The 12,254-nt window shown below is 60.0% G+C and carries 12 protein-coding genes; 5 read left to right on the top strand and 7 right to left on the bottom strand.

The window, feature by feature from the left end; all coding sequences use genetic code 11:
* The first annotated feature begins 2 nt into the window (after positions 1–2).
* Positions 3–1,223, top strand: coding sequence for an ABC transporter substrate-binding protein (locus tag JJB09_RS10950; protein WP_201657455.1), 1,221 nt, complete (start codon positions 3–5; stop codon positions 1,221–1,223).
* A gap of 13 nt (positions 1,224–1,236) precedes the next feature.
* Entirely contained in the window at positions 1,237–2,592 is a 1,356-nt protein-coding gene (locus JJB09_RS10945) for an amidase (RefSeq protein WP_425523706.1), read from the top strand.
* Between the two features lie 10 nt (positions 2,593–2,602).
* Here the strand turns inward: JJB09_RS10945 and JJB09_RS10940 are convergent, their stop codons facing one another.
* Positions 2,603–3,049: a GNAT family N-acetyltransferase gene (locus JJB09_RS10940; protein ID WP_201657450.1), complete on the bottom strand. Its 447-nt coding sequence runs from the start codon at positions 3,047–3,049 to the stop codon at positions 2,603–2,605.
* A gap of 157 nt (positions 3,050–3,206) precedes the next feature.
* Between JJB09_RS10940 and JJB09_RS10935 the strand changes: the two genes are divergently transcribed.
* Positions 3,207–4,193, top strand: a complete 987-nt coding sequence (locus JJB09_RS10935) for a Gfo/Idh/MocA family protein (protein WP_201657447.1) — start codon at positions 3,207–3,209, stop codon at positions 4,191–4,193.
* Positions 4,194–4,249: 56 nt separating this feature from the next.
* Here JJB09_RS10935 and JJB09_RS10930 read toward each other — a convergent pair whose 3' ends face one another.
* The gene (locus JJB09_RS10930) at positions 4,250–4,660 is read right to left on the bottom strand and encodes a hypothetical protein (RefSeq protein WP_201657444.1); all 411 of its coding nucleotides are present in this window, start codon (positions 4,658–4,660) and stop codon (positions 4,250–4,252) included.
* 126 nt (positions 4,661–4,786) lie between these two features.
* Between JJB09_RS10930 and JJB09_RS10925 the strand changes: the two genes are divergently transcribed.
* On the top strand, positions 4,787–5,563 hold the full coding sequence (locus JJB09_RS10925; protein WP_201657441.1) for a helix-turn-helix domain-containing protein: 777 nt from the start codon (positions 4,787–4,789) through the stop codon (positions 5,561–5,563).
* A gap of 32 nt (positions 5,564–5,595) precedes the next feature.
* Here the strand turns inward: JJB09_RS10925 and JJB09_RS10920 are convergent, their stop codons facing one another.
* Genes JJB09_RS10920 through JJB09_RS10910 form a run of 3 tightly spaced genes read right to left on the bottom strand, consistent with a single transcriptional unit; the run spans position 5,596 to position 7,681 of the window.
* Positions 5,596–5,958, bottom strand: a complete 363-nt coding sequence (locus JJB09_RS10920) for a DMT family transporter (protein ID WP_201657439.1) — start codon at positions 5,956–5,958, stop codon at positions 5,596–5,598.
* Positions 5,958–6,641, bottom strand: a complete 684-nt coding sequence (locus JJB09_RS10915) for a class I SAM-dependent methyltransferase (protein ID WP_246748666.1) — start codon at positions 6,639–6,641, stop codon at positions 5,958–5,960. Before JJB09_RS10915 ends, JJB09_RS10920 begins: the two co-directional genes overlap by 1 nt.
* A 44-nt stretch (positions 6,642–6,685) precedes the next feature.
* Positions 6,686–7,681, bottom strand: coding sequence for a glycosyltransferase (locus tag JJB09_RS10910; protein WP_201657435.1), 996 nt, complete (start codon positions 7,679–7,681; stop codon positions 6,686–6,688).
* Between the two features lie 122 nt (positions 7,682–7,803).
* Between JJB09_RS10910 and JJB09_RS10905 the strand changes: the two genes are divergently transcribed.
* Positions 7,804–9,636, top strand: a complete 1,833-nt coding sequence (locus JJB09_RS10905; RefSeq protein ID WP_201657433.1) for a hypothetical protein — start codon at positions 7,804–7,806, stop codon at positions 9,634–9,636.
* A 6-nt stretch (positions 9,637–9,642) separates the two neighbouring features.
* Here the strand turns inward: JJB09_RS10905 and JJB09_RS10900 are convergent, their stop codons facing one another.
* Both JJB09_RS10900 and JJB09_RS10895 read right to left on the bottom strand, forming a co-directional pair.
* The gene (locus JJB09_RS10900; RefSeq protein ID WP_201657431.1) at positions 9,643–11,016 is read right to left on the bottom strand and encodes a cytochrome P450; all 1,374 of its coding nucleotides are present in this window, start codon (positions 11,014–11,016) and stop codon (positions 9,643–9,645) included.
* Between the two features lies 1 nt (position 11,017).
* Positions 11,018–12,232: a lipase family protein gene (locus tag JJB09_RS10895; RefSeq protein WP_201657429.1), complete on the bottom strand. Its 1,215-nt coding sequence runs from the start codon at positions 12,230–12,232 to the stop codon at positions 11,018–11,020.
* Positions 12,233–12,254: the final 22 nt, after the last annotated feature.

The following is a 12,254-nucleotide window of genomic DNA, read 5'->3' as shown; positions in this document are numbered from 1 at the left end:
CAATGAACAAGCATCAATCAGCATCGCAGATTTCGGGCGCGCCGTCCCTGAAGCTTTCCGGCAAGCCGCGCCTGCGCGTGCTTGGAACGGCGATCTCGCTGCTCGAGGAGTTGCGGGTGCAGGCGGAGAAAGATCTCGGCATCGAGATTGTCTTCGACAACAATGATTTCCTGACGGCACAGACAAAGGCCGCTCAGGAGCCCGACAGCTATGATATCTATGACCAGTGTTTCCACAATCTCGATATCGTCTGGTACTGGCGGGCCATCCAGCCCATTGATGTCAGCCGCGTTCCGCTCTGGGACGAGATCACTGACCTGACCAAGACGGGGCAGATCGCGCCGACGGCGCGGCTGGGGCAGGGCGATGCGCCGGTCAAGAAACTGTTCGTGCAGCCCAATCTTGCGTTGGGAGACAAGCCGAGCGGCTTCATTTCGATGCTGCCCACGACGCATAATTTCGACAGCTTCGCCTATCGCACTGATGTAGCCGACGCTGGCGAGGTCAATAGCTGGGGCGCGCTTCTAGATGATCGCTGGGCGGGCCGTTGCGCACTGGTCGACGAGCCCGCAATCGGCATTTTCGACGCGGCGCTCGCGGCACAGTCAGCGGGACTGCTCAGTTTCGGAAACATGGGCAACATGACGGTTGCCGAAATCGACAGCCTTTTCGATCTTCTCGAAGAAAAGAAGAAAGCCGGGTTCTTTCGGGCATTCTGGTGCACGGCGGAGGAAGCGGCCCAGTTGATGGCGCAGGATCAGACGGACATCCAGAGCATGTGGTCCACTGGTATCAGCATCCTCAACGGCAAGGGCGTACCGGTGGAACAGAGCGTGCCGGCCGAAGGCTATCGGGCGTGGCATGGAGGACTTTGCCTTTCCCGCGCGCTTCAAGGCCGCATGCTCGATGTCGCCTACGAGTACCTCAACTGGTGGATTTCCGGCTGGCCCGGGGCAGTGGTGGCACGGCAGGGCTACTATATTTCCACGCCGCAGCTTTCGCGGAAGTTCCTGACTGAGGCTGAATGGGACTACTGGTATCGCGGGTTGCCGGCGGCCGAAAGTCTTACGGGTCCTGACGGTTCCGTCAGGGTCCAGGCTGGTTCGGTTCGCAGCGGTGGCTCCTACTGGCAGCGCGCCAACAGTATTGCCCTCTGGAACACGACGATGGATGAGCATAACTATCTCGTGCGCCGCTGGATGCAACTGGTCGGCCGTAACTGAATATTCGAGGAAGATGATGACGAAATCGATTGCCCAGCTTTCCACCCTGATCCAGTCTGGCGCGCTCGATCCGGTGGCTCTTACCGAGCAAACGCTGGCCAACATCAAGGCGTTTCCGGATCGGTCTGTCTTCACCACCCTCACTGAAGACCGCGCGCTGGCTGAAGCCCGCGCGGCCTCGGGGCGCATCAGGTCCGGCCGCTCACTGGGCGCGCTGGATGGTATACCGATCGCTTGGAAGGACCTGTTCGACATCGACGGGCTGGCGACGACGGCGGGGTCGAAAGTGCTCGCAGGCGCGCCGCCTGCCAAAGTGGATGCGGCGGTGGTATCCGCGCTCAAAAACGCCGGGATGGTCAGCGTCGGCCGGGTGAACATGAGCGAGTTTGCCTTTTCCGGGCTCGGCATCAATCCGCATTTCGGCACGCCGGCAAACCCTGCTTCGACGGACGGTCATCGCATTCCGGGGGGCTCGTCATCCGGATCCGGTGTGGCTGTCGCGGCCGGCCTCGTGCCCGTTGCAATGGGTACTGATACCGGCGGCTCGATCCGTATTCCCGCTGCCTTCAACGGTATCGTCGGCTACAAGGCCACCCGCGGTCGCTATTTCATGGACGGAGTCTTTCCCCTGGCAAAGAGCCTGGATTCGCTTGGTCCTCTCTGCCGCACGGTCAAGGATGCCGTCTGGATCGACGCGGCGATGCGTGGCGTCACCGCTCCCTCTGTCGCAATGGCTGATATCCGGCAACTGTCGCTGCTCGTGCCCGAAACGGTGATGTTCGACGGCGCCGAGCCGGAGGTCGTGGCGGCATTCGAGGCTGCGCTCGCAAGGCTCGTCAAAGCCGGCGCCAGCGTTCGGCGGGCTGCCGTGCCGCTATTCAGCGAGATCTTCGACCTGATGGCAAGGCATGGTGCACTCGTGACTGCGGAAGCCTACGTGTTGCACAAACAGCGGCTGGTGGGTCCTGAAGCTGTCGATATGGACCAGAGGGTCGTGGCGCGGGCACGGCTCGGCGCCAATATCTCGATGCCGGACTATGTCGAAACCATCAATGCGCGCGAGCGTATGATCGCGAGAATGGCCGAGCTTCTGCTTCCCGGCGAACTGATTGCATCGCCGACGCTACCGCATGTGGCCCCGAAGCTTGCGCCGCTTGTCGATGACGACGACGCCTTTTTCGCCATGAACGGCAAGACGCTGCGCAACACGTTGATCGGCAACTTCCTCGACTGGTGCGGGGTTTCCATCCCCTGCGGCACAGGACAGGCGGGTATGCCTGTCGGCTTTATGCTGTCCGGCCTGCCCAATGGTGACGAGCATCTGCTGGGCCATGCGCTCGCGGCGGAGCAGACCGTCAGGGGCCTCTGAGCTCCCCAATTTACCGGAATTTCATCCGGTAGCGCACATGGCCGTCGGATTTGACGTAGGTGTCGTAGAGTTTGCGAGCTGTGGCGTTGCCTTCGTCCGTATGCCAGTAAAGACGTTCCCAGCCATTCTTCTTGGATAGTGCGACGAGATCGTCGAGCAGCGCCCGGCCGATGCCCTGGCCACGAAACTTGCTGTCGAGGTAAAGATCCTCAAGATAGCAGTCGTTGTGCATCACCCAGGTGGACGGGTGGATGAGATGGATGGCGAAGCCAGCAAGCTCGCCGTCTTTTTCGGCGACGCGCATTGCGACGGCCGAAGCCGGGTCGAGGATCCGCTTCCAGGTCGAATCCGTGACGGCGGGATCCAGCGTAACCTTGTAGAAGGTGAGATAGCCGTCCCAGAGTTGCCGCCAGGCCAATTCGTCTTCCGGTCGCGCATCGCGTATTTCAAGTGTCACCGATGCCTCCTCCAATCGTTGCCGGACGTTCATAGAGCATAGAAGGGATGGTTGGAAGCGCTCGTTGAGCGGGCGATGTACGTCCATCATTTCGCCGATTGCCACCGGGCGGCATTGCCAATATGGTTCGGCGAAAATCAGACGAAGGGAGAGAGACATGCTGCGTTTCGGGATAATTTCGACCGCTCGGATCGGTCGCGAGCTGGTGGTTCCCGCCATTCAGGATGCGGAAAACTGCGTGGTCACGGCGATTGCCAGCCGCGATCTTGCCAATGCGCGGGCGATGGCTGATCGCTTCTCTGTTCCACACGCCTTCGGCTCCTATGAGGAGATGCTGGCATCCGACAAGATCGATGCGGTCTACATCCCGCTACCGACATCCCAGCACGTCGAGTGGACCATCAAGGCGGCTGAAGCCGGCAAGCATGTGCTCTGCGAAAAGCCGATCGCGCTCAACGCTGGTGAAATCGACCTGCTGATCGCGGTGCGCGAGCGCACCAAAGTGCTGATTTCAGAGGCCTATATGGTCACCTACTCGCCGGTCTGGCGGAAGGTCCGGTCGCTGCTCGCCGAAGGCGCGATCGGCACGCTACGGCATGTGCAGGGCGCGTTCACCTATTACAATCGCGACCCCGGCAATATGCGCAACATCCCGGCGCTCGGCGGTGGCGGACTGCCCGATATCGGTGTTTATCCGACGATCACCACCCGGTTCGCGACCGGCATGGAACCGCTGCGTATTCAGGCACGTACGGATCGCGATCCCGAATTCGGCACCGATATCTATTCCTCGGTCAAGGCGGATTTTGGCTCGTTTGAGCTGAGCTTCTATATCTCGACCCAGCTGGCGGGACGCCAGATCATGGTGTTTCATGGCGACAAGGGTTTCATCGAGGTCAAGTCGCCCTTCAATGCCGACCGCTACGGGGCAGAAGAGGTCGAGCTCACCAACCAGAACCACTCCGAGTCGCAGCATTTCCGGTTCCAGGATTGTCGCCAGTACAAGCTGGAGGCAGAATCTTTCGCTCGCGCCGCAGCGGGCGAGAAGGAAGAAGTGGTGACGTTGGAAAGCTCCAAGCTCAATCAGAAGGTCATCGATGCGATCTACAAGGCATCGGAAATCGACGGCTGGCAGACGGTCTGATAAAGGCAAAAGCGCCCGGCCGGTTGCCGGGCGCTTGTCGCTCTGCTCACCAAGCATCAGGCGTTGACGGCGGTTTGCCGTGCGTTCAGCCCGACCATTTTCAGCAGCATGATGTCGGCCACGGCGATGGCAAGCACTGCAATCGCGACTACCCCGAGACTGCTCAGCCCGTTCCAGCCTATGGCCAGCAGTGCCGCGCTTGCTGCGACCCAGGCTGCATCGCCGGCGATGGCGATGCGAACGGCGCGTCCGGATATCCGTTCGGCGCGACCGGCAGCGAGATGAAAGACGCCCCAGCCCAAGAGGAACAGGCCGATGCCGAGCACCGCTATGGCAGGCAAGGCGGGCCCGAAAAGGCCAGCGATCGCGCTGGAAAAAGTGGTGAGCGCGGTGCCGGCGACGAGCGAGACGACACCGTCGGCGAGCATGACGATCTTGAGGAGATTGCGCTTGATTAGGTCGAACATCGGAGATCCCTTTCGTTGAAGACAGGGCGACTATCACCGGATCGGGGAAGCAAACCAATTACCTCAGAGGTAATGGATTTGCGTCTCGCCATCGGACCTTGTGCCTGAATTAACCGGAGACCAAAGATGCAGTTCGGCGATTACCTGAAGGAATGGCGCAGCCACAGGCGCATGAGTCAGCTCGATCTGGCAATGGAAGCCGGCATATCGACCCGGCACCTTTCGTTTCTCGAGACCGGTCGTTCCCGCCCCACCGAAGGGATGATCCTGCGGCTTTCCTCGGTGCTGGACATTCCGGCGCGCGATCAGGGCATACTGTTTTCGTCGGCTGGCTTCCGGCCACGTTTCGAAACGCGGCCTGCTGCAGCTCTCGATAAATTGCCGGTTGCTATCGCCGAAGCCATCAAGCTCATTCTTGCCCGTCACGATCCCTATCCGGGCGTGGTCTTCGACCATGAGTACAATGTACTGGCGGCGAATGGCGCTTTTGTCGGCTTGGCCGGCATGGGGGGTGTTACGGTCGCCCTCGGCGACAATTTCCTCGACGCCTATCTCGGGCCGACCCCGCTCCGGTCGATCATCGTCAACTGGGAGCAGTCCGCCGCCGATCTGGTCCATCGGATACGCGGCGAAGCCTGGCTGCAGGGGCCACGTTCGCCACTTGCCAAGCGGATCGAGCGCCTTGCGGGCCATCCGGATATCGGTGCGGCACTTGCGGCGTTTCCCGATAGCGAGCGGCTGCCGGTGCTGCCCATCGAGATGCGTATCGGCTCCAAGCGGTTCAACTGGATCACCACGCTCACCAGCTTCGGTTCGGTACAGGATGCGCTGGTACAGGGCGTGATGATCGAATCTTTCTTCCCTGCAGATGACGAAACAAAAAATCACTTTGAGAAGGGCTGAAGCGATCGGGGCGACAGCCGTGGAAATGCCGTCTAGCCATTGATGGCGATCAAGCCGCCGATGATCAACGCAGCGCCAAGGAAATAGCGGAGCGTCAGCGTCTCGCCGAGAAAAGCGAGCGCCAGCAGCGGCACGAACAGAAAGGTCAGCCCCATAAACGAATAGGCGACCGTTAGCGGCACCTGCTTGAGTACGAAGATCCATACGATCGTACCGAAACCGTAAAGCGCCAGCGCTGCGAGAAAGATCGGGTTGAGAAACAGACCCATCAGGCCCTTGGTATCCAGCCCGCCGGTGGTCGAACTGGTCAGCTTGAACAGCACCTGACCGGCGGCGATCAGCAATGGCGTGCCGAGCAGGCCGATCCAGGCGCCCGGCGTCAACGACCCGAACATCAGCCGCGCTCTTCCGAATAGAAGATGTCGCGGCCGATATCCTCGCAGACATAGTGCGCCGGCACCGGATGTACAGCGCGCAGGAAGGAATGGGTGTAGGGGAAGAAGTTGAAATGCGGGTTGAACGTGTAGCGGGATTCCCGTTCGCGAGGGACGACGATGATCAGCCGCTTGCGGGCGATGCGGCGCAGCTCGGCGATTGCCTCACGGTATTCCAACACATGCTCGATGACATGGGTGCAGATGACGGTGTCGAACTCGCCGTCGGCGAAAGGAAGCTTCTCGACCATGGCGGCGACATATTCGATGCCGTCCAGCTTGGCGGCGTCGTCGATGACGAAGTCCACGCCGGTCAGGCGCTTGAGGTTGGGCGACCCCGACTGGATGCGGCGAAGCAGGGCGCCGGTGCCGCAGCCGACATCGCAGACGCTTTCGCCTGCGACCGAAGCAACGATCTTCTTGATGCAGGCTTCGGAATTGTCGGTGCCTTCATGCACCCGTGGATGCTTGCGGTAGAGATCGGCATATTCCTCGGCGGTCAGAAACGGCGCACGCTCACGGAACTTCGCCAGATGATCGATATGGTTGCCCCAGGCAAGCTTGGCGGCATGGCGGAACAGCTGCGAATCCCGCACGACGGGCGGCAGGATGTCCTCGATCACGAAACGGATGCGGTTGGTCATTTCCCTGTTCATGGCGGTTACCTGCGAAATTTCTGTTGATGCGGTCAGGCCGCGAACTGGGTTTCGGTGCGGGCTTCGTCCGTCTTCGGGAAAGAGAACGAAGGGCGGGTGAAACCGAATGCGGCTGGAATGGCGAGATAGCCGACCCTGAGCTGTTCAGTGCGCGAGCGAGCCAGCGAATCGAGAATGAGACCGGCCATGAACATGCCGAAAGATAGGGCGATCAGTGTAACCGACAGCATCCATGTTGGCATGCGATTGACGAGGCCGGTGGTGAAATACTCGATCAGTACCGGCACGGAGAAGGTCAGACCGGCTGCCATGAGGGACGCGGAGAAGATCAGATAGAAGGCAAACGGCCGGGTTTCCTTCATCAGCATGGCGAACATCCAGAGGATCTTGCCGCCATCGCCGAAGGTCGAGAGCTTGGAGTGCGAGCCCTCGGGGCGGCGACCATAATCGAGTTCGAGCTCGCAGACCGGCAGCTTCAACCGCGAGGCATGGACCGACATCTCGGTTTCGATCTCAAAACCGTTGGAGACGGCGGGAAAGCTTTTGACGAAGCGTCGCGAAAAGGCGCGGTAGCCGGAAAAGATATCGGTGAAGTCGCGGCCGAAGATCGAGCGATAGAGCCGGTTGAAGATCATGTTGCCGAATGCGTGCCCTTGACGGCCGGCATCGATCCGCACATCGCGGCGGGTGCCGACCACCATGTCGGCGCGCTCTGTGATCAGCGTGTTGATCAGGTCCTCGCCATCTTCGGGAGAGTAGGTGCCATCGCCATCGGCCATCAGGTAGATGTCGGCGTCGATATCGGCAAACATCCGCCGTACGACATTGCCCTTGCCCTGCCTGCGCTCGCGAAAGACGGTCGCGCCTGCCAGAGCGGCGCGCATGGCAGTATCGTCCTTGGAATTGTTGTCGTAGACATAGATGCGTGCTGTCGGAAGCGCCCGCCGAAACCCTCTGACCACCTCAGCGATCGTCAGGGATTCGTTATAGCAGGGAATGAGCACCGCTATGTCGTAGGTTTCGCTCATGATCGCCCGTCCACTCCTCAGCCAAGGCGGGCGCGGCCCGCGAAATGTGCGCCTTTACTATTTCTTGAGAAGGTTAAGGCTAGGTTTCGACTGGCAAGACAATCTGCGGCAAGAGTTCTCCGATGACAGATAATGGTAAAGAAGCTGCTTCCGGAGCCCGGTTGTGCGGCAGCTGGCGCAATGACCAATGTGACAAGCCGGTGTATTTCTGGCGGGCGGTGCTTCTGTTCAGCTTGATCGCGATTGTCTATCAGATCGGCGCGCATTTCCTGAACTACAAGGACTATATCGGCCCCGATCCCGACGACTCCATGCGGCTTGTCGAAGTGCGCGATTTCCTCGGCGGGCAGGGTTGGTTCGATCTGCATCAATATCGGCTCGGACCGGCTGGTGGGACGCTGATGCACTGGTCCCGACTGGTCGATGCGCCGATTGCCGGCCTGATCCTGTTGTTCTCGATGTTTCTCAGTCCGACGGCTGCGGAAGCCGCTGCGGCTTTCGTTTGGCCGATCGCCCTGGTTCTTCCGCTGATGGCGGCAACCGCGCTGGCTGGCTACCGGATTGGAGGCAGGCAGGCGATGGTGGTGGCGCTCATTCTCGCCACAGTTTTCCTTACCGCGATTATCCGGTTTCGTCCCGGGGCGATCGACCATCACAATCTGCAACTGGTGCTGGCCATCTTCATTGTCGCGATGTTGATCGATCCGTTGGCACGCGCTTCTAACTTTGCACTTGCCGCAATTGCGGGGGCCGTCGCGCTGGCAATTGGCGCTGAAACGACACCGCTCGTTGCGGTCGGGTCGGTGGTTGTCGCGTTACTCTGGGCATTCGATGGAGATCGATACAGGCGCGCAGCAATCGGCTACGGCTTGAGTTTTTCAATCTGTACCGCTGCAATCTTCTTCGGCACGACGCCAACGTCTCTTTGGTCTGCTGTCACCTGCGATACGTTGTCGCTTGGTTACTTTGCCATTGCCAGTGCAGGTGGATTTGCCCTTGCCGCCGCTGCCCTGTTTGCCAGCGGCCGGGGAACTGGCATGCGCCTTGGAGCGCTTGTCCTCGTCGGCTTCGTTACCGCTGCGATCGCGCTCATCATCGCGCCACAATGCTTGAAAAATCCTCTGGGCGACCTTGATCCGCTGCTCCAGACAATGTGGCTGTCGAGCATAAGTGAGGCGCAGTCGATCATCGCCGTCGCTCCGGAAGATGTCGGCGGCTTTTATGCGGTCGGCTTGATCGGCGTTGCGGTCTGCCTGTTTCGCATCCTCCGGCGCCAGCAGGCAACCGCACATGCGATCCTGCTTGCCCTGATTTTGGTCAGTTGGGTGATCTCGGCCGTGCAGGTGCGGGGTACGATATTCGCAAGTTTTCTCGCCTTCGTACCGCTGTCGGCGCTGATTTCGGATCTGCGTGATGTTTATTACGCCCGCCGCAACGACACCCGTGCCGCCGCCGCCTTCATCATTGCGGTGCTCGCCAGCATACCCTCGGTGTGGACCATTTCCGGAGTGATGGCGTTCAAGGCCGGTGATGCACTGGCTGGCACGCCACCGAAGCAGGAAGAGACAAAGGCCGGGGCCTGCGTTACGCCGCAACGCCTCAAGTCACTGGCTTCGCTGCCGCCAGGCCGAATCCTATCGACATCCAATCCGGGGTCGGTGTTGCTCCGATATACACCACATGCGGTGCTGACTGCCAATTACCACCGCAACCAGGCGGGCATGATTGCCGCGCTGAAAATGGGCATGGCTGAGCCGTCCGAAGCCTGGCAGATGATGAAACATGAAAAGATTGGCTATCTGCTGATCTGCACGGATGATCCCCAGCTGAGCTCGATCAGTCGCGCTCAGCCGAGCGGTCTCTTTGCCCGGCTGGTGAATGGCGAAATTCCAGAATTCCTCGAGCCAGTCGATAATGGCGGCGAAAAGCGGATGCTGGTCTTCCGGGTGCTGTAATGCGATTCAGCGCTTGCGCAACCTCAGGCGGATACCGTTTTCCGAACGCAGTGTCAGGCGCGCCACCGGCTTTGGCACGTGGCCTTCGACTGGCAGGATCTCATAGTGCCGCGAGATCATCGACAAGATGATGGCCGCCTCCTGCAACGCAAAGGAAGCACCAAGGCAGACGCGCGCCCCCTGGCTGAAAGGCATGTAGGCCGAACGGATCGCCTCTTTCTCGTCGCTGCGTGAAAAGCGATCGGGGTCGAACGTATCCGGGTTCTTCCAGATCTCGCGGTGACGGTGCAGGAGCCAGAGCGAAATGAAGATCGCCGACCCTTTCTTCAGTTTCTTGTCGCGCATGGTTTCGGGGACGGTGATGTCGCGGGGCACGAAGGACACAGGCGGATAAAGTCGGAGCGTCTCGCGAAACACGTCGCGGGTCAGCTTGAGGAACTTGAAATGCCGGGGCGCAAAGCCACCCTCCTGGCCGAAGGCCAGTTCGGTTTCCACATGCATGCGATCCTGCACATCCTGGTCATGGGATATCAGGTAAAGCGCCCAGGACAGCGCACTGGCCGAGGTCTCGTGGCCGGCGAGGAACATCACCGCGATCTGGTCGACGAGTTCCTTCTCGGAGAATTTCGAACCGTCCGTGTCTTCAGCCGCGATCAGCGACGAGAGAATATCCTGAGGCGGGTTTTCCGGATTGGTGGCGAGCAGTTCAAAGCGCTTGCGCACCATGCGGGCCAGCGGGCCGCGTATGCCTCTGGCATGGCGGATAGCCCGCATGCGCGGGATGGACAGCGCCTGCGGTAGGCCCGCCATGTTCCAGACGCCGTGGATATAGGCCAGTTCCTGATAGTGGTTGAACGCGTCGAAGATCTGCGCGGCTTCCTCACGCGGGATCGGTTCGGAGAAGATCGTCCGGAAGATGATATCGGCGGTGACATGGGTCATCTCGAAATCGATCTGCACCTCGCGGCCGTCGGCAACGGCGTCGAGCCGGGCCTTCATGTCGTTGGCCGATTCCATCATCAGCGGAAAGACTTCTGAAATGCGGGCGAAATCGAAGGCCGGGTTCATCATCCGGCGCTGCTTCTTCCAGGTCTCGCCATTGGATACGAAGATACCGTTGCCGAGGATCTGGTAGAGGATCGTCCCCATCAGATTGCTTTTCGGATAGAGATCAACATCCGACGACAATATGCGATTGACGATATCCGGTTGGGCGAGGAAATAGAATTTGCGTCGCACCCCGGAAAACTCACCCATCTTCATGGAGTAGCTGCGTTCGAACAACACGTCGAGCGACGAATGCCGCCCCTCGATGATGCGGGTCAGCGGCGAGGGACGCGTCTTGCGGATGACGGGCATGGGGCCGACGATGCGTGCCATGTCAGCGCTCCTTCCTGAAGAATGGTTTGCCCGAGGGGCGTTTGCCGTAGCGCTCACGTGCCTTCTGGGTGCCGGAGATCAGCAGGACGAAATCATAGAGATCACTGTCGAGGTCCGGATTGTCGGAGGCCTGCATGTAGAAAAAGTGCATCAGCATTCTGTGATAGCGCGCTTCGTTCATATGATCTTCTGAGAAGATCTTGTGAAACTGCGCATTGAGCTGCCTCGGCATTGCCTTGGGCGGGTTCGGCAGGAAATCCAGCACGTTGATCATCGCAAAGCAGGCGCCGTCCGGCGGCGATGAGAAATCGAGCCAGTTGAAATCCGGAAACTTTGCAAACCGCGACAGTTCCTCATGATACCAGTTGGGCTTGTTGCGGAATGCGAGCAGGCATTGGGTCTCGCCGAGTGTCACCAGTCCCAGCGGCGAATCCTTGGCTCCCCATTCTGGACGGCGTTCGAGCACCCGGGATGTCACGATGGAGGCAATCGAGGTGCCGAAGCTATGACCGACGATCAAAGCTTCATCAGGTTTGCCCTCATCGATGGAGGCGACGATATGGTCGACCATCTGGTTCAGCCGTTCATCGAGACCGGGAACAAAGTCACGCGATTGAACCATCTTGTTGGCGAACAGACCGATGCGCCCGTTCCATTCCGGCTTGTAGCGGTCCATGTTCTTGCGGATCCACCAGAACGCATAGGCGCCTGCGCCAATCAGCACCAGCGCAAGGACCTTGCCGATGACTCCTGGGAAAAAGTACAGGCCGAGCAGGCCAAGCAACGGCAGCAGGACACCCAGACCATGAAGGATGGCAGTCATCGCCGGCGCAGACATGACGATGGCGATCGGCCAGCTGTCTCGGATCGTCCTGGTATAGACGCCGTCGAGAAGCAGCCGCCAGAGGCCCGCGATCGACTGCAGGTAGACAAGCCAATTGCGCTTATCCCAGTGCTCGCGAATGATGTCGTCCCATTGCAGAAAGTCGAAACTCGTCTCGCTCGTGCCAGTCGGCAGGGTTGCCGTGATAGGCCACCGGCGAACCAGTTTCGACACGTTCTTGCGAGCGCCGGTCTTGACGTCGTAGCCGGTGGTCTTGGCCCACTTCTCGGTTTCCGTCACGCAGTTCTTGTGCAGGAACAAAACGCCGCGCGGATCAAAGCCGCTGATGAAGAAGACCTGGCGGCGAAAGGGGCGGGAAGAGGAATCAGCCATCAACGATCCGGTTGGGGTTGCC

Source organism: Phytoamicus setariae (assembly GCF_016722925.1).
GTDB classification, from domain to species: domain Bacteria; phylum Pseudomonadota; class Alphaproteobacteria; order Rhizobiales; family Rhizobiaceae; genus Rhizobium_E; species Rhizobium_E setariae.
Note: the sequence above shows the minus strand (reverse complement) of the source record. Positions and strands in the feature narration are given on the sequence as shown.